At 50.0% G+C, this 18852-nt stretch carries 14 protein-coding genes; 8 read left to right on the forward strand and 6 right to left on the reverse strand.

Going from position 1 to position 18852, the window contains the following annotated elements; genetic code table 11:
• Window positions 1-15: 15 nt before the first annotated feature.
• The 3 genes from AC4PME_RS14915 to rppH form a co-directional block, all read right to left on the reverse strand.
• Window positions 16-1308, reverse strand: coding sequence for a methyl-accepting chemotaxis protein (locus AC4PME_RS14915; protein ID WP_119500008.1), 1293 nt, complete (start codon window positions 1306-1308; stop codon window positions 16-18).
• Between the two features lie 126 nt (window positions 1309-1434).
• Window positions 1435-3726 carry a phosphoenolpyruvate--protein phosphotransferase gene (gene ptsP / locus AC4PME_RS14920; RefSeq protein WP_491045772.1) on the reverse strand — a complete coding sequence of 764 codons (2292 nt, stop codon included), beginning with the start codon at window positions 3724-3726 and terminating at the stop codon, window positions 1435-1437.
• A gap of 34 nt (window positions 3727-3760) precedes the next feature.
• Entirely contained in the window at window positions 3761-4306 is a 546-nt protein-coding gene (rppH, locus tag AC4PME_RS14925) for an RNA pyrophosphohydrolase (protein ID WP_491045733.1), read from the reverse strand.
• A 106-nt stretch (window positions 4307-4412) separates the two neighbouring features.
• Here rppH and mutH point away from each other — a divergent pair, with 106 nt between their 5' ends.
• Window positions 4413-5087: a DNA mismatch repair endonuclease MutH gene (mutH, locus tag AC4PME_RS14930; RefSeq protein WP_119500006.1), complete on the forward strand. Its 675-nt coding sequence runs from the start codon at window positions 4413-4415 to the stop codon at window positions 5085-5087.
• A gap of 41 nt (window positions 5088-5128) precedes the next feature.
• On the opposite strand, the gene AC4PME_RS14935 is transcribed toward mutH, so the two are convergent.
• Window positions 5129-6193: a helix-turn-helix domain-containing protein gene (locus AC4PME_RS14935; RefSeq protein WP_490708344.1), complete on the reverse strand. Its 1065-nt coding sequence runs from the start codon at window positions 6191-6193 to the stop codon at window positions 5129-5131.
• A gap of 54 nt (window positions 6194-6247) precedes the next feature.
• Window positions 6248-7753: a CYTH domain-containing protein gene (locus AC4PME_RS14940; RefSeq protein WP_491045734.1), complete on the reverse strand. Its 1506-nt coding sequence runs from the start codon at window positions 7751-7753 to the stop codon at window positions 6248-6250.
• A 203-nt stretch (window positions 7754-7956) separates the two neighbouring features.
• Here AC4PME_RS14940 and AC4PME_RS14945 point away from each other — a divergent pair, with 203 nt between their 5' ends.
• The gene (locus AC4PME_RS14945) at window positions 7957-8571 is read left to right on the forward strand and encodes a TIGR04211 family SH3 domain-containing protein (RefSeq protein ID WP_474852265.1); all 615 of its coding nucleotides are present in this window, start codon (window positions 7957-7959) and stop codon (window positions 8569-8571) included.
• 105 nt (window positions 8572-8676) lie between these two features.
• On the opposite strand, the gene putA is transcribed toward AC4PME_RS14945, so the two are convergent.
• Entirely contained in the window at window positions 8677-12477 is a 3801-nt protein-coding gene (gene putA, locus AC4PME_RS14950; RefSeq protein ID WP_491045735.1) for a bifunctional proline dehydrogenase/L-glutamate gamma-semialdehyde dehydrogenase PutA, read from the reverse strand.
• Window positions 12478-12847: 370 nt separating this feature from the next.
• On the opposite strand from putA, the gene AC4PME_RS14955 reads away from it, so the two are divergent.
• Genes AC4PME_RS14955 through truD form a run of 6 tightly spaced genes read left to right on the forward strand, consistent with a single transcriptional unit; the run spans window position 12848 to window position 18824 of the window.
• On the forward strand, window positions 12848-14479 hold the full coding sequence (locus AC4PME_RS14955; RefSeq protein WP_119500001.1) for a methyl-accepting chemotaxis protein: 1632 nt from the start codon (window positions 12848-12850) through the stop codon (window positions 14477-14479).
• A 23-nt stretch (window positions 14480-14502) separates the two neighbouring features.
• Window positions 14503-16212 carry a TIGR03545 family protein gene (locus tag AC4PME_RS14960; protein WP_119500000.1) on the forward strand — a complete coding sequence of 570 codons (1710 nt, stop codon included), beginning with the start codon at window positions 14503-14505 and terminating at the stop codon, window positions 16210-16212.
• A gap of 56 nt (window positions 16213-16268) precedes the next feature.
• Window positions 16269-16559 (forward strand): cell division protein FtsB, encoded by a 291-nt coding sequence (gene ftsB, locus AC4PME_RS14965; RefSeq protein ID WP_119503280.1) that lies wholly within the window; start codon window positions 16269-16271, stop codon window positions 16557-16559.
• Window positions 16560-16562: 3 nt separating this feature from the next.
• Window positions 16563-17264 carry a 2-C-methyl-D-erythritol 4-phosphate cytidylyltransferase gene (gene ispD, locus AC4PME_RS14970; RefSeq protein WP_119499999.1) on the forward strand — a complete coding sequence of 234 codons (702 nt, stop codon included), beginning with the start codon at window positions 16563-16565 and terminating at the stop codon, window positions 17262-17264.
• Between the two features lie 14 nt (window positions 17265-17278).
• Window positions 17279-17752, forward strand: a complete 474-nt coding sequence (ispF, locus tag AC4PME_RS14975; RefSeq protein WP_119499998.1) for a 2-C-methyl-D-erythritol 2,4-cyclodiphosphate synthase — start codon at window positions 17279-17281, stop codon at window positions 17750-17752.
• Between the two features lies 1 nt (window position 17753).
• Window positions 17754-18824, forward strand: a complete 1071-nt coding sequence (gene truD / locus AC4PME_RS14980; protein ID WP_491045736.1) for a tRNA pseudouridine(13) synthase TruD — start codon at window positions 17754-17756, stop codon at window positions 18822-18824.
• Window positions 18825-18852 lie beyond the last annotated feature (28 nt).

Raw genomic sequence — 18852 nt, forward strand, 5'->3', positions numbered from 1 at the left:
TGACACCGGCTGCAACTATTCTCCCAGATCTGTCACTGCAGCAACCAGCTCCTGAAGACTTTGCGTGACTTCATGAAGGTTGGTGGCTATCTTATTCAGTGCATCTTTTTCGTCACTGGCGCTGGAGTCGATTAACGACATCTGTGAGGTAATTTGCTCAATCAACGCGTTATTATTATTCACCACATTCTCAATTTCACCGGTGGCCTGACTTGCACGGCCAGCCAGCGAGCGCACCTCATCTGCAACGACAGCAAAGCCCCGGCCAGCCTCTCCGGCGCGGGCTGCTTCAATAGCGGCATTCAGAGCCAGCAAATTAGTCTGTTCTGATATGGAGCGGATAGTACTCACAATGTTGCGGATATCTGTTGCCTGACCGCTTAACTGAGCACTACTGTTCAATGCTTCAACAACACGCTCACAAATTTGTACAGATAAAGCCTCGGAATGTTCCAGCGCGGCGGTAGCCTCTGCGGACGCTTTTGAGGTGCGTTCGCTCGTAAGTGAAGCAAGTGCAATAGTGTCGTGGGCAGAAGTAACACGTGCGGTAATGTCAGTAGCAAACTTGATCACCTTTTCGACGCGTCCCTGTTGGTCAAATACTGGGTTATATGTCGCTTCCAGCCAGATTTCGTTGCCCTTGCCATCAATTCGCTTGTATTTGCCGGACTGAAAAGTACCGCTGGCCAGACGCTTCCAGAAATCAGGATGGTTACGGTAGAATACATCATCGCAGAACATTTTATGATGCTGGCCGGCAATTTGATCGAGGCGGTAATGCATAGCATCCAGGAAGTTCTGATTGGCTGTGACGACTGTGCCGTCCGGCAAAAATTCGATCACTGCCATCGAACGGTTTAATGCTTCGAAAAGGGCTTCTTTATTTTGCCATTCGTTGTGGCTTTCGGTGACATCTTTCGCCAGTTTGACGATTTTTATGATCCGGCCGGTTTTGTCTTTAACAGTAAAATAGGTAGCTTCCAGCCATACAGCTTCACCGGCACTGTTCCGGCGTTCAAAACGGCCACGGTTTGCACGGCCACTGGCCAGTTCCCGCCAGAATGACTGGTATTCGGGTGACTCACTCACCGTTCCGGGACAGAAAATCCGGTGATGTTTATTCACCACGTCACTTTCCCGCACGCCAAGCAGTCTCTCATAGATGGCATTGGCGGATAAGATAGTACCGTCCGGCGTGAAGGTAATCATGCCGATGTTGTCTTCAATGGCCTGCAGAGCCAGAGCCTTTTCTTCTGCTGCGGTATTTACCTGCGGGAGGGGGTCGACGCGCTTTCTTCCAAACATCATACGATTCCTTACGTATTAGGATTTTCTCATCTGATTGAGAATCATAAAACAAGAATGAGAATCGTTTAAGTCGAATCGGGCATAAGTAACATTTGTTTAGTAATAACAAGGAGATAAATGGTTACTTTATGAGCCTGCCCGTACCAGACCACCCAGCCCGCGCTGTTCCAGATATTGATTGATATAAACAAACACTTCTTCATGAGTACTTGCTGTCAGGGTTTTAATAAGCAGTTGTTTAGACTCTTCCAGAGAAACGTTGCGTACCACCCAGTTTATTTTGCGCAGGTTGTGGGCGTTCATACTTAATTTGCGGTAACCCATTCCCATAAGCAGAATGGAACCGCCCGGTTCACCGGCAATCTCTCCGCAAACAGTAACCGGTACCTGATTGGCATCCGCCTGCTTAACGATATCATACAGAGCACTGAGCACCGCCGGGTGGTAACTGTTATATAAACTGGCCACACGGGTATTGTTTCTGTCCACCGCCAGCAAATATTGCGTTAAGTCATTACTACCGACAGAGAAGAAATCTACCTGTCTGGCCAGCTGTGGCAACTGATAAAGTACCGAAGGCACCTCCAGCATAATACCCAGCTTCGGACGTTCAAGCAGTACATCCATGTCTTTAACTTCATCACTGATTTCAAAGAAAGCCTGGTCGATAAGACGCCTTGCCTCCTGAACTTCCGCGACGGAGGAGATCATTGGCAGCATGATTTGCAGATTCGTTAAACCAATACTGGCCCGCAACATTGCCCGCACCTGTACCAGAAAAATCTCCGGATGGTCCAGCGTCAGTCTGATCCCCCGCCAGCCAAGAAACGGATTTTCTTCGTTAATCGGAAAGTAAGGCAAAGGTTTATCACCGCCGACATCCAGCGTACGCATGGTGATTGGCTGTTCCGGTGAGGCCATCAGGATTTGCCGGTACAGTTCTACCTGCTCCTGCTCAGACGGGAACCGCTCTCTGAGCATGAACGGAATTTCGGTACGGTAAAGGCCAATGCCGTCAGCATTAGCAAATTGTGTCGCTTCGATCTCCGCCGATAACCCCGCATTCACATAAAGCGCAATGCGACAGCCATCCTGCGTTTTACATACCTGCCCTGCTTCAGCATCAATACGCTCAGACAAGGTCGCTTCTTCAGCAATCAGCTGGGTAAATTCATTACGGATGGTTTTTTCCGGCGAAATAATCACTTCACCGGCGTAGCCGTCAAGCAGGATTTCTTTACCGTTCAGCAGCGCCGGGGAGACGTTCTGGCATCCCATAACCGCCGGCACCCCCATGGCTCTGGCGAGTATAGCGGCGTGGGAGTTGTTCGACCCGCGGATAGAAATGATGCCTTTAAGGTAAGCCCGCGGAAACTCTGCCAGCATAGAGGCGCTGACTTCTTCAGCAACCAGAATACTGTCGCCTTTTACCTCGTTATTAACCGGCGTCTTGCCTTTATTGTCGTACAGAATATTCAGCAGGATCCGGTTCGACAGGTCAACAATATCAATTGCCCGCTCCTGCATGTAAGGATCTTCCATATTCTGGAATTTAGCGGCGTAATCTTCCACCACCATTTTCAGCGATGAGGCTGCATCCCACCCTTCACGGATTTTCGCTTCGACTTCGCGTCCCAGACTGTTGGCGTCAAGCAAATGATGATAAAGCTGAAAAATGGACTTCACGTCATCGGGAATTGCTTCATCCAGACGACCGGATAAATCATCAACGTGCTTACGGGTAAGTTCTACACCTCGCCGGTACAGACGGATTTCCAGATCTTTATCAGTACAGCGTTTTACTACCCAGTTACGGAGGGAAATTGAACTGTCTGTGGAATAACCAGTACCCACAGCCAGGCCGGGAGAGCCGGCAATACCGCGCACATTTTTTTGTCTCGGAACAGATTCCACTGCCGCATTCGGCGTAAGTGCACCGCGGATATCCGCATTGGTGATTTCAAGCGCAAGTTGGGTAGCCAGTGTGACGAGGAATGCTTCTTCGTCTTCGCCGAAACGGCGCATGGCTTTTTGCTGCATGGTGATCACGCCCAGCACTTTGCGCTGATGGATGATCGGTGTACCAAGGAAAGCGTTGTAGTTTTCTTCTTTTACTTCTGGATAATGCTTAAAGCGGGGATGTTGATGCGCATTTTCTATATTCAGCGGTTCTTCACGCTGCCCCACCAGACCTATTAAGCCTTCGGAGAATCCGATGCGGACCAGTTCCACCGCATCAGGGTGCAGACCATCTGTGGCTTTAAGCACGAAATCCTGCTTTTCATAATCAGCAAGATAGATAGAGCAGGAGTCCACCTGCATCGTATGCTTAACCCGGGACGCAAGACGAAACAAAGCCTGATCCAAATCCGGGATCTGGTTCATTTCCTGTACGATGCGTTTTAACGTGGTGAGTATGTTCCCGGTTCCAGCCACGAAGATGCTCTCCTGTTTAACCGCTACGCCGGCGCTTGCGGTTACGTTTGTTGGGTTTCCCCGGCGGATTGTTTTGCACGCGTTGACCCGCGGGCATTGTAACACCGGCAAATTCTTTCATCACCTTACGGTATACATCCCGTTTGAAAGACACGACATTTCGGATGGGATACCAATAACTCACCCAGCGCCAGTCATCAAATTCAGGATGACCACTTTTGAGCACATTGACATCTTTTTCCTGGCAATCTAACTGAAGCAGAAACCACTTCTGTTTTTGCCCGATACATACCGGAGAACTGCCCTGGCGAATTAATCGCTTTGGCAATTTGTATCGCAACCAGTTGCGGGTAACACCTAAAACAGTAACGTCTTTTTGCGTTAACCCTACTTCTTCGTGCAACTCCCTGTACATAGCTTGTTCTGCAGTTTCCCCTTCATCAATTCCGCCTTGTGGAAACTGCCATGAATGCTGACCATAACGCCTTGCCCAAAACACCTGACCCATTTTGTTGCAAATCACTATGCCCACATTCGCACGGAATCCGTCGGCATCTATCACATAGACTCCCGGGCACGATAAACTTTTCTATTTCTGCATTCTTCCATAAACTATAGCCCTTTCAAAGCATTAATCCTAATTCAGCAAATATTACCCGGAGAGTCTCTTGCAGCCACCCGATACCGCCCCCGCTACACCGGAAGAGTTACTGGCACGCAGCTACCGGATTGCCGGCTTGTCACTGGGCGAACTGGCAGAGCTGGCGCATGTTGCCATTCCGGAAAATCTGCAACGGCATAAGGGCTGGCCGGGTATGCTGATAGAAAAATGGCTGGGAGCTACAGCTGGGTCTAAGCCTCAACAGGACTTTCCGGAACTCGGTGTAGAGCTGAAAACGATTCCTATTGACGGAAATTTTAATCCGCTGGAAACCACGTATGTTTGTTACGCGCCGCTGATAAGTAAACCTGGTACCACCTGGCAAACATCTAATGTGCGCAATAAGCTTCAACAGGTTTTATGGGTGCCGCTGGAAGGTGACCGCGCCATCCCCCTCGCTCAGCGACGTGTTGCCACGGCATTTTTCTGGCAACCGGACGCCCGGGAAGACGCCATCCTGCAAAAAGACTGGGAAGAACTCACAGAAATGATTGTGCTGGGAGAAGTGGAAAAAATCACTGCGCGTCTTGGTCAGGCACTCCACATCCGGCCTAAGGCTGCCAGTGGCAATGTGCTGACAGATGCCTTTGATGCTGACGGACAGAAAATAAAAACCCGCCCCAGAGGATTCTACTTACGTACCTCGTTTACCGGCGCAGTATTGCACCGCCACTTCACCTGATATCTGCCTTTTCAGGCCGGCAGGTGACAACGCGCAACAGACTATCTTTGCTTGCGCATGTGGTTCATCATGACACCACTCAGAAACTGTTCTGAATGCACACCGAGACGTTTTGCCTGCGCCGCCAGTGAGTCATCGCTACCGATAAGCTCATTTTTGGCATAGGCCAGACGGTACTGGTAAACAAAGCTTCTGAAATCTCTTTTTTCCAGTAACCTCAGCGCAATCACCAGGGTAGTGGGATCCACATGGCACTGACCGGCAAAGGCTTTGAGCTGCAAACCCGGGGATTTAAACGCTTCTGCATCCGTCATTGTCTGCTCAGCCTTAACCAGCGCCTCCCGCATGATGCACTGTTCGGCTTTTAAATCGTCAAGGCGGTGATAATCCAGCGGCGACGGAGACGTATGTTGCGGACGAATAACCGCAATAAACGTTTGCAATAAGGCGATAGCAAACAGCAGGTTAAACAATGACTGCCAGAAGTGAATATCGAAAAAACCGAATGCACCGGCTGTGACCAGCAAAATACAGCAGAATGCCAGACCAACAGTAACTCCCATAGCACCGCCGAGCCACTGTACACGAAATTCCCGCACATCAGCCACCTGAGATGACAGGTAACGGTGGTAATTCTGTATCAGTTCGGTGATCAGGATCCCGAGTACCAGAATACCGAACCCGGTGACCATATAAACCAGATAGATATGCCAGTTGTCCAGCGGATGACCTGTGGGAGAAGAGACCAGCCATTGCGCTTTTTCTTCAGCGCTGACAAACAATAAAGGGATTTCCGCCAGCAGCGCCAGGGCGACCGGCAACCACAGTAACAATTTAGAAGGTCTGGCATTATCAATAACCAGCAGTTTGACACTACGGTACAGTAATGTGAGTGAAAGCAATGGGGTAAATACAGTGAGCACCGACAGTCCGGCGGCATCCTGTCCGAAGGCACGTAACCATTCATCGGTGAGAATGAATGGCCACACTATCATGGCTGCCAGCACCCATGGCGCACCGGAAACACGGTGTTTTTCCCTGAAGAACTGAACCAGTACCACCAGGTAGAGCAAAACCAGCACGAAAAGGGTGTAGCGATGCAACATAATGTATTTCTACCTCACTTCCTTCAAGTAACGTTGTGCGACCAGACAGCCTGCTTACCAGTATACGTCGCCCTGCATACCGGCTTGTCTGGTTCTCTCCATGACATGCATCAAATTAGCAATCTTATCATCCACCCAACTGAATACATCTGACAGTTCGTCCAGCTCAGATTCAGTAGCAAGGGCCCGCAGCATCATTAACGCTTTTAATTCGTCAATTCCGGTAAGAATGTCTAACCATGGCGCCCGGAAATGATGCCGTTCTTCATCAAATAAATCAGCCAGCAGAAAACCATTCCACAAGGTTTGTCTCAGCAGTACACCAATGGCCAGATAATTTTCGGGTGTCATTGTTCTGCTGCCCGGCATGGTTTGTTGTACCGTTTGCCAGCCCTGAGATAACCACCCCTGCGCATGTTCCATTACCGGCAGACTGTATGCAGTTGAATGCTGGCGCCAGGGTTTTTCCTGCAATAACTGAGCAACTAATACTTTTAACGTATTAGTTTGTTTACTGTACAGTATTTCATCAGGTGTGTGTGCATGAATTAACCCGGCTTTTCTGCCCTGCAAATAACTGGTCAGTGCCGGATAACGACTCAGGCATTTATTAAACAGACTCTTTTTCGACAACAGATAGCGAAGGCTCTGCAGATCATCCTGCCATAACCAGACTTGCATATATTTCATCAGCAACTGATGCACTGACAATAATTGCGGGCATTGCAGAACAGGCAGATACAAAGATACTGTCTGCAACAACAGGCGTGCACTTTTAACGATTTCGCCGAGCATCTTCACAGACCCGGTTTCGAAATACAGATGCTCATGTTTCTGCCAGTGAGACAATGCTTGCTGCACTGCCCGGCAGAAAGCCTCTTCGGTTGATGTACCCTGCTCCAGCTTTAAATAAGGCTGCATTTGAGAAATAACCGGCGACAGCCCGTTAAGCAACTGGTAGCCCTGCGCAGCTTTAGACACGTCGCTCAGGCGCACAGGCGTGTTTTCTGTGATCAACTTTGCCAGTGTAAACAGATGAGAGACTTCGCCCTGTTTCAGTTCCAGCTCAATCTCATGGATGGGAGAGCTGTTCTTACCCGTACTGGCTTCACCTTCGTCAATCACTACTTCTACACATGCGCCGTCCCATTCAACATCGAACGCGGTTCTTACGAAATGGGTACTGAACTGGCGCTGCAAGTTGTCGTTTACCTGCTCAATCTGCCAGCCTTCCGGCCAGACATCCCCGGGAAACAGGCGCAAGTCCGGCTCAGCACCGTCAAGGGCCACATTGTACTCGGCACGCTCATGCAAACCGCCGCTGACTTTGCCATGGGTTTTCATGGTCTGTTCAAAACGGCCATTGTTACCACGGACGCGGAAGCCCATCTTTTCCTGCTGGAAAAGGTGGTCTGCGGTATCGTAATAATCGTTCTGCAAGCGCATTTCCGGCTCACGGGAAATGCTGAAACCAGCCTGCTCAAAGGCAGGCAGCACTTTTTCGACAAATGCAGGTAAAGCATTGTCGCGGGTAACAAATTTTATTTCTATTTCCGACATAGAGAAAAAGGCAGGTCGGTAAGTGTCAGTATTCCGACACAATACCTTCGTATAATATTTTTCGCAACGGATGATCACCTTACAAATGTGCAAACGTAGTGAACTGTCAGCCGGGTTGCCGGTCCAATGTGGCGGGTACGCTTGCCTTTCAGGTTTGCAGCCAATAACATCACACAGTTTCTTAAAACAACTACGGACGCACTATGTTACGAAAATGGCTGACCATCGCATTAATTGGTCTTTCAATCCAGGTTTTCGCACAGGAGGATTCCATTGAAGAATCTCTGCAGCTGGAAGCTTCTTCTTCAAATTATATCCGCGACGATCTTTTCGTATTTCTTCATACGGGTGCGGGCCGGAACTACCGGATTTTAGGCTCTGTGGCCGCCGGAACGCCCATTACTGTACTGGACAGAAATAACGAGACAGAGTTTACGCAGATAAAAGATAACGAAGGCCGCACTGGCTGGGTAGAAACCCGTTTTATCAGTAATGAAATGTCTTATGCCGAGAAAATTCCGTTGCTGACCCAGCGCCTGGCTGACAGCGAAGCCGGCGTACAGGGTTTACAGTCAGAGAATGAAAGGCTGAAACAGCAACTGAACGCGACCCGTCAGGAACTGAAACAACTTCAGGACGAAACCGGCGATCAGACAACTCAGATTACCCGTCTTACCAATAAGCTGGAACAGCAGAGTAAAGATGAGATGATCAAGTGGTTTACCTGGGGCGGTATTGTTGCCGGTGGTGGCGTACTGCTTGGCGTGATCCTTACCTTCCTGCCGAAGAAGCGTCGTCGTAACGACGAATGGATGTAAGCCGGACAAAACCAGCAACGCCATTTTATTTAAGATTAAAAAAAACCGGTTCCGTTTTTTTAACGGGACCGGTTTTTTGTGGTGTTTACGACAGACCTTAAGGACTTACTCGTCGTCTTCCACCAGCGTCATCAGCGAAGTATTACCGCCGGATGCGGTGGTATCAATACTGATGGTTTTCTCGGTAAGCAGACGTTGGATCAGGTTATCGTTATATTCTGCGGTAATTACCGGCAGAATAGCGCCCTTGCGGGAAGATAACATGGCCGCAATCTGAGCAGTACGTTCAGTGTGAGAATCCACCACCACACCGGCCAGATGTTCGTGCATAAGTAAGTCATTTAAATGACTTAATCTTGCTACCTGGAATACTCCCTCAGCGGCACCGGTTTTATTAAAGTGCTTCTGGAATTCCAGCGCTTCTTCATAAAACAGATCAGATACTACTGATACCACTACGTTACCGGTTGCCAGTGCAGTCACGATAGACAACGTCCAGTATTCGAATGTCACGCCTTTATCGGCGAAACAAACCAGTACACCACGGGGTTCAAGGTAAAGCTTGTTAGACTCACCAGTCGGCCCCGGCAGCTGTGTGGGTTTGGACAATGTGCGTTCAACCGTTGTCAGTTGCTGACGGGCGGTTGCCAGGGTGCGGTTTAAGTCATCCGCCAGTTCATCAACAATGTCGACTCTGGCAAGTTTTGCCAGTAACTGACGCACCATAGAGATACGGTCGTTCAGCGGAGTATGTCGCCATTGCGCCTCAACATTAACACCCTGATTCATCAGGCGGGTTGCAGCTTCGGCATCCTGCTTCTCACCGGATAATGCAGCATCCAGATTATCGATATCGTCGACCTGAGAAGGCTTCGGTGTAGCACGTTCCTGCATCAGACGGCGCAGATAGTTTGGACCGCCGGCTTTAGGCCCGGTACCGGATAATCCCCGTCCGCCGAATGGCTGTACGCCGACGATGGCGCCAATCATATTGCGGTTGACATAAACGTTACCGGCACGGCTGCGGGCGGCCAGTTCGTTTGCCCTTTCTTCAATACGGGAGTGAATGCCCATTGTCAGGCCAAAACCGGTGCTGTTGATCTTGTCCACCACTTCGCCGATCTCTTTACCTTTAAAGCGGACGATATGAATGACCGGACCGAAAACTTCACGCTCCAGCACATCAATACTCTTAATCTCGTACAGAGTTGGCGGGAAGAAATACCCGTCATTGCATCCTTCCGGGATCTTGCACTGGTAAAGCAATTTACCTTTATCCTGCATCGCTTCTTCATGCTGTTTCAGGCTGTTGAAAGCTTTTTCGTCAATCACAGGACCTACGTCAGTACTGAGAAGGGCCGGATCGCCGATACTCAATTCCTTCATCGCGCCGATGAGCATGTCAGTTAAATCATCAGCAATGTCTTCCTGAACGTAAAGCACCCGCAATGCAGAACAGCGCTGACCGGCGCTCTGGAAGCCAGAATGAACCACATCATCCACCACCTGCTCAGGCAAGGCCGTTGAATCAACAATCATACAGTTCTGACCACCGGTTTCAGCAATCAGAGGAACCTGCTCACCGCCCCGCTCTGCCAGTAACTGGGAAATCAACGTACCGGTTTGGGTTGAACCGGTGAACATCACCGCTTTAATGCGCTCATCAGGCAGTAATGTACTGCCGACATGCTTGCCGGGCGCAATAATCAGTTGCAGAGCATCTTCCGGCAGACCCACTGTGTGCATAATTTCCAGCGCACGTTTAGCGATCATACTGGTTTGTTCAGCAGGCTTCGCCACCACCGTATTACCGGTCGCTAACGCTGCCACCACCTGACCTAAGAAAATCGCCAGCGGGAAGTTCCAGGGACTGATACACAACACAACACCACGGGGAACAAAACGCTGATCCTCGTCCAGCTCACGGGCGCGGACGGCATAGTAACGACAGAAATCCACAGCTTCACGGACTTCGTCGATACTGTCCTGCGTAACTTTACCTGCTTCACGGATACAAATGGCAATCAGTTCGCCCATATGCCGCTCAAGAGCAAAAGCTGTGCGTTCAAGAATGTCCGCCCGTTCTTCCACAGAACGTTTTGACCAGGCCGCAAAACCGTTGTGGGCTTTGTCCAGCGCTTCTGTCATTTGTTTTTGTTCTGCATAATGATGGAAACCCACCACATCAGATTTATTGGCAGGGTTCAGAACTGCCGTAGCCCCTTCCGGTAATTTACCGTCAGTTACCACATAATAATTTTTCCAGCGGGCCAGTTCATGCTGAAGCGCGTGCACGGCGTTAACATCAGTGAGGTCGAGACCGCGGGAGTTGTCACGCTCCGGCGCGTACAGATCCCGTGGGGCACTGATTTGCTTGTTGTAACGGGTTTTAAGACGCTGGGTTTTTTCAACCGGGTCTTCCAACAGTGATTCAACCGGCTTTTCATCATCAACAATTGCGTTAACGAAAGATGAGTTCGCCCCGTTTTCCAACAGGCGGCGAACCAGGTAAGCCAGCAGATCTTCATGCTCACCCACCGGCGCATATACCCGGCACTGAATTTTTTCCTGCGTCACGACCTGGTCGTACAGGGTGTCGCCCATACCGTGAAGACACTGGAACTCAAACCCGTCTTTGTCATCACCGGCCAGTTCAATGATCACCGATGCGCTGTACGCATTGTGGGTAGCAAACTGAGGGTAAATCGAATCACGGTAGTCCAGCAAGCGGTTAGCACAGGCATGGTAAGACACGTCAGTCGAGGACTTCCGTGTAAATACAGGGAAACCGTCCACACCGGCCTGCTGGGTCATTTTAATTTCTGTATCCCAGTAAGCGCCTTTAACCAGCCGCACCATCATGCTGCGGCCCACTTCCAGTGTCAGCGTGCGTAACCATTCAATAACATGAATAGCCCGCTTCTGATAAGCCTGAACTGCCAGACCAAATCCTGTCCAGCCCTCAAGGTCCGGGTCGCGGAACACGGTTTCGATGACGTCCAGAGAAATGTCCAGACGATCCGCTTCTTCAGCGTCAACAGTCAGGCCAATGTCGTACTCTTTCGCCATCATACACAGGGCTTTCAGCTTGGGCGGAATTTCCGCCATCACCCGTTCTGCATGTAAAAATTCATAGCGGGGATGGATCGCCGACAGTTTGACAGAAATCCCGGGAGAACGCTTGGGCCCGCGACCTGCTGCCGCTTTGCCGATTTCTTTAATGGCCTTAACATAAGCGTCGTAGTAACGATCTGCATCCTTCATGGTGCGGGCACCTTCGCCCAGCATGTCGTAAGAATAGACGTAACCTTTCTTCTCTTTCTCTTTCGCCCGCTCTACCGCATCAGCAATGGTTTCACCCATAACAAACTGGCGGCCCATTACCCGCATAGCGATGTTCATTGCCCGGCGGATAACCGGTTCACCCAATCTGCCAAGGGTCTGTTTCAATAAGCCGAACTGCTCTTTGCGACGCTTGTCCGCATAGTTAACCATGTTACCGGTTAACAGAAGACCCCATGCCGATGCGTTAACGAACATGGAATCTGAGTTCCCCAGGTGCGGAGTCCACTGACCTTTTGACAGTTTGTCACGGATAAGCTCGTCCTGAGTGGCTTTATCCGGCACACGAAGTAACGCTTCGGCCAGACACATCAACACCACACCTTCAGCGGTAGACAGCGAATACTCATTAAGTAAGGCATCAACGCCGCCATGACTTTCCTGCTCCCGGCGGATTTGCAACACCATTTTACGTGCACGCTCCCAGGCACGGCTTCGTGCTCTCGGATTGACTTCGGCAACAGGCAGAATTTGATCTATCGCGGTGGATTCATCGATACGGTAGTGGTCGCGGATGCGCTGACGAATAGAAGGCAGCGTATTAAGATTGTCATTAGTGAGCATTGAAACCCTTCTTTATCTGTATGGTGTTGTCATTACCTGCTGATTGATTCTTGCACTCACGATGCCCTTCAGGGGCTGAAATAGCAAGTAAAGTCGATTGTTGATCATTAGTATGTTCCCTGACCTGTAAAGATCACGACCGGCTTTCAGCGGCGGCATGCTATCACAAACCCCGGTAAGGAAAAGGGGCGCTCTGTCCTGACTTTTCTGTCGTCCGGCGCGAATTGTATAAAAAGATGTACATCCCCGAGCGGGCCTGGAAAAAGGCCACCGCAAAATACAACTTTCTTACTGATATTCACCGTTTTTCATATGGCAGAATGACGAAAGCTTTCCTACACTCCCTTCATAAACAAATGGATGAGATATCATGAAGCTACGAAATTTCAGCGTTGTTCAACGGTTAGCCTTTCTTGTACTGTTGGTAGCAGGCCTGCTGCTTGTAATGACAGTGGTCGTGTTGCAGCAACACTATGAAGCGCAAAAAGACAAGGCTTATGAGGAGACGAAGCACATCGTTGAATCGGCTTACTCGGTGCTGGAACACTTTTCCACGTTGTCAGAAAACGGGGATATGACCATAGCTGAAGCACAAATGCAGGCCAAAGGTGTTATAGCAGCAATACGCTATGACGACGGTAACTATTTGTGGATCCAGGATGATACGCCGGCCATGGTCATGCATCCTCTGAAGCCCGCGCTTGACGGTCAGGATTTAACGGATTTCAAAGATGCTAACGGCGATAAGTTCTTCGTCACCATGGCACGGCTGGTGAAGTCTGAGAATGAAGGCTTTGTTCCCTACGTCTGGCCATTGCCCAATTCCGAAAAAGCAGTGGATAAAATATCCTACGTAAAACGTTTCGCCCCCTGGCAATGGACCGTTGGCACCGGCATTTACCTTACCCGTCTCGACGCAGCGTTTTCTCATATCCGCAATGTGTTTATCGGCCTGGGCGTGGTGTGTTTGATCCTGGTTATTCTGTTTGCCTGGTTAATTGGTCAGAGCATTATTACCCCGCTACGTGCGACGACTGAGCGGATGAAAGACATTTCCCAGGGTCAGGGGGACTTAACCCGTGAATTGCCCGAAAACGGAAACGATGAAATAGCCAGACTCAGCCGCCATTACAATGCGTTTGTGGCGAAAGTGAGGGAGTCATTGCAGTCTCTCCATGGTGCAATAGAACAGGTCGCACAGGAAGGTTCGCGGTTAGCTGATATCCGTCAGTCCAGCGAGAGTCAGGCACAAACGCAGAGTCACAATGCCATACAGGTTGCCTCTGCAATGGAACAAATGACTGTGAATATTGGCGATGTCAGTCGTCATGCCGCAGAAGCTGACCACTCTACGGAGTCGGCGGGTCAAAGTGCAAAAGCAGGGATTCAGGCTGTTGCGCAATCAGTAACAGACATTCAGTCGCTGAACCAGAGTATTGAATCCGTGGTGAATACAGTGAGCCAGCTTGCCCAGCAGAGTGACAAGATTGGCAGCGTGCTTGATGTTATCCGTGGTATTTCAGAACAAACAAATTTACTGGCACTTAACGCGGCTATTGAAGCAGCCCGTGCCGGTGAACAGGGTCGCGGGTTTGCTGTGGTGGCCGATGAAGTACGTACGCTCGCCAGCAGAACCGGTCAGAGTACTGATGAAATTCAGCAAATGATTCAGGAGTTACAAAGTGGCTCATCTGCCGCAGTGAACGCGGTTAAAACCAGTCAGTCTGCTGTAGACAGCACCGTTGCCAATGTCAAACAGGCAGATGAAACCTTACGTACTTTATTAAGTATTATGTCTGACATCGCCGCTAAGAACCGGCATATTGCGGAGGCTACCGGCCAGCAAAGTGACGCGGCACAGGAAGTAAACCTGCGAATAAATGAACTTTCTGAGTCCGCAAGGCATACTGTGTCTAACGTAGAAGAAATGACACAAACCAGTATCGCACTGGCAGGTCATGTTGAGCAGGCGCGTCAGGCTATGCGAAAATTCCAGTACTGACCGCATCCAACCAGGAGTTATTCATGTCAGGTTTGAGGGTAAAGAAGCGCTACTATCCCGTTTTAATTATCGTTCTGCTCGTGGTGGCGTACTGGCTGTTTGCCAATACCCTCATTAAGTCCGTACTGGAATCTCAGTTGTCTGAATCTTACGGTGCAGAGGTAAACATCGGCAGCTTTGATCACTCGCTGTACCCCACTACCTTTACCCTTGAAAATGTGCAACTGACGGATGCCACTACGCCGGCAAGGAATCAGGTTGTGGTAGGCAAAGCCTACGGCGATGTGGCATTGATGCCCTTGCTGTCAGATCAGGTCATTGTGAATAAACTGTCCGTGCTGGACGTGCAGTTCAATCAGCCCAGAAGTACGCCAGGTGCGGTATACCGCCAGCCAACTCAGAGTCTGACCTTTGATGAAATGAAACAAAAAGCCAAAGACGCGGTTCCTACGGTGGATGAATTGCTGGCCCGCTCGCCGCTGAAAACTACTGCGGCGGTGGAACAGGCGCAACAGGCTTACTCCACTTACTCTGAAGATTTAAAAGCGAATTACAAGGCTCTGCCGGACAAATCCAGAATCGCATTCTATAAATCAGAGATTGAGGCTCTGAAAAATACAGATTATAAAGATCCTCAAACCCTGCTTTCTGCAAAGGAAAAGCTTGAGTCTCTGAAAGCAGAAATTACCTCAGACCGGACCAGGATCCGGGAATTCACTGACAAAGCGGGTGATGCCAGAACCGCCCTGTCAAACAGCCTCAAAGCCTTGAAGAACGCCCCGCAGCAGGATTATCAGTTCATTAAAAATGTTATCGCCGGCGACGATGCCGCCATGCAGCAGGTTACGCAAATGGTGTTCGGCGACAAAGCCGCGGAATATACACAGTACCTCATGTCTGCCGTAGAAATTGTGTTGCCTCTGATACAGGGCGATACGCAACCTGCAGAAGAAGCCCCTGCTGATTTACCTTATATTCTGGTTAAAGACGCCGAAGTGTCAGTGAAATGGCAGGATGAAAGCATTGGCAGCGTGTGGAAGAACATCACCAACATGCACGATGTGGCCGGCGATGCGACTACCTTCACCATTTCTGCTGCCGGTGCCTTACTTAAACAGTTTGAATCGTCAGGGCAGTTCCGCATTGACGACGGCGTGGTTGAGGCATTCCAGCAATGGTCGCTATCGGGCATTAATCTGGCAGACATTCCCATGGTCAAAAGTGAGAAACTCTCTGCCGCTTTACAACAAGCCCTGATGAGTGCCACCGGAAGTATGTCTGTTAAAGATAACCAGCTCAGTGGCGGCAGCGATATCGATCTTGCCGGCCTGGCGATGGAAGCCGCCGGCACCAACAAACTCACTACCGCCATTGCCAATGCACTGAAACAGCTATCGTCGCTGGATTTGCAAATGGCATTATCCGGTACGCTCAGCGATCCGGGTTTCAGTATCAAGTCAGATCTCGATAATAAGCTGGCACAGGCTGCACTTACAGAGTTAACGGCATCTCAACAGGATAAGCTGGACGAAGCCATGAATAAACTCAACAGTAAGATCAGCGCCCTGCAGTCAGACACACAAACCGAACTGGTGAGTGTGGAGAGCATGCTGAAAGCGGCGCAGGGAGACAGCAGCGAACTGGAAGGGCTATTAAAAACACAGCTTAACAGCGTGATAGATAAGCAAAAGGATAAACTGCTGGACAAACTTAAAAGCAAGTTTGGTCAGTAGACCCGCCGGACCAGTACAGGCATAATAGTCATTTATTTAACGTTAAGGTGTTTGCCGTGTGGCAGGATAAGTGGGTTACCGTTGTACTGATAGTGTTGCTGGGATTACTCCAGTACCGCTTGTGGTTCGGTAAAAATTCACTGCCAGACTACCTTGCGCTTAAACAGGAAGTTCAGCAACAGTCGTTACAGAACGACAATCTTGCCCAGCGAAACAATCTGCTTAAGGCTGATATCAGCGATTTAAAAATCGGCCTTGAGTCTATTGAAGAGCGGGCCAGAAACGAACTGGGCCTGATTAAGCAGGGCGAAACCTTCTACCGGATCCTTCCCGCGGATAACGAATAGTCCATGTCTCATCCTTCTGTAGTTGCTGTGGTACCGGCAGCAGGTGTCGGCAGCCGCATGCAAGCTGACAGACCAAAGCAATATCTCAGGATCGGCGAAAAAACCATTCTTGAGCATACGCTTTCCGCGTTGCACGCCCATCCGAAAATTTCTCATATTGTAGTAGCGGTCAGTGCCGGCGATCCTTTCTTTCCGGAGTTACCGGTGGCTAGTGCCCCCTGGCTGACTGTGGTTGATGGTGGTGCAGAACGGGCAGATTCGGTATTCGCTGCCCTCTCACAACTGAACGACAATGACTGGGCCCTGGTTCACGATGCGGCGCGGCCCTGCGTGTCACTGACTGATATCGACACACTGTTGCAGGTCAGAGAGCGGGATGACGTGGCAGGCGGCATTCTGGCAACGCCGGTAAAAGACACCATGAAGCGGGAAATGGCGAGTAAAAATAATATTATTTCCCACACTGAATGCAGAGAACAACTATGGCATGCGCTGACACCACAACTGTTTCGTGCCGGCGAACTCAGGCAGGCATTAATACAGGCACAGGAAAAAAATATTCCCGTTACCGATGAAGCCTCAGCCATGGAAGCAGCCGGTCATAAGGTAGCCCTGATTGACAGTAATCCGGCAAATATCAAAATTACACGCCCTGCCGATATGCCGCTGGCAGCATTTTATCTGCAACAAACCCAAACTTTATAATTTAAGAGGCACCTATGCGTATTGGTCATGGTTACGACGTTCATAAATTTGGTGGTGAAGGCCCCATTGTTATCGGCGGCGTCAGCATAGATTACGAGCAGGGCTTACTGGCCCATTCTGACGGCGATGTATTAATTCATGCATTGTGTGACGCACTTTTGGGTGCTGCAGCGATGGGAGATATTGGTAAACACTTCCCGGACACTGATGACGAGTGGTCTGGTGTGGACAGCCGCTTTCTGCTCCGGCACGTAGTCGGGTTACTGAAAGAAAGAGGATATGTGCTGAGCAATGCCGATATGACTATTATTGCGCAGGCTCCCAAAATGGCCCCTCATGTACAAACAATGCGGGAAGTTCTCGCCAGTGACTGCGGATGCGCTGTTGACGATATCAACGTAAAAGCCACGACAACAGAAAAACTGGGCTTCACCGGCCGCAAAGAAGGCATTGCAGCCCACGCTGTTGTGCTGATCAGAGCTAAATAACATGAGCACATTACGCACTCAGCACTGGCTGTACAGTGATACTCCTCCGGCCTGCACTGCCGCACTCAAGACGCATCCTGAAGATTTCGTTGTCACCGAAGATCTTGGATACAGCTTCAGCGGTGACGGTGAACATCAATTTCTGTGGGTCGAAAAAAAGCTGGCTAATACTGCCTGGGTCGCTGAGCAACTGGCTAAATTTACCGGCTTGCCATTACGGAATGTGACCTACGCAGGACGAAAAGACAAATACGCGGTTACCCGCCAGTGGTTCGGATTACATGCTCCGGGAAAACCGGATTTCGACTTTTCAGGACTGGAACTCGAAGGCGTAAAGATCCTCAGGCAAGAACGGCATAATAAGAAATTACGCATCGGGCAGCTGAAAGGGAACCATTTCACCATTACCCTGCGTGACGTCAGCGACGTTACTGCCCTGACAGAGGCGCTGCAACAGGCTGCCAGAAACGGCGTGCCCAATTACTTCGGCGAGCAGCGTTTTGGCAGTGTCCGCGTTGCTGAGACCGGCGAGCGTCAGGAAGGCGGTAACCTGCAACTGGCAGAAAAAATGATTGCCGGGGAAGCTATCCGCAACCGCAACAAACGCAATATGGCACTGTCTGCCTTACGGAGCTGGCTGTTTAATGAGGTCATCAGTGAGCGCATTCGTCTTGGCAAACTGAATGATGTAATAAGTGGTGACGCACTGATGCTCAGCGGGTCTCACAGCTTTTTTATTGAAAACGGTGAAGATAGCGGGTTGCAAGCCCGTTACGAAGACAAAGATTTATCACCTACGGCTCCGCTGTGGGGAAAAGGTGATGTACCGGTAACCGGTGAAGCGGCGAAGCTTGAACTGGCTGTAGCAGGTAAATACCCTGACGTTACCGGTTATCTCAGTGAAGCCGGCATGAAACAGGAACGCAGACCGGTAAAAATCTGGCCGGCGCAACTTGAATGGCAACATAACGGTGATACAGTAATTGTTTCTTTCAGCTTACCGTCCGGTTGTTATGCCACTACCGTATTACGTGATTGTGTTGACACAAATGGTGAAACAGCGGGCAGTTAGTGTAAGCGACTTACCGGACAACAAACGT

This window comes from Alteromonas sp., from assembly GCF_984505615.1.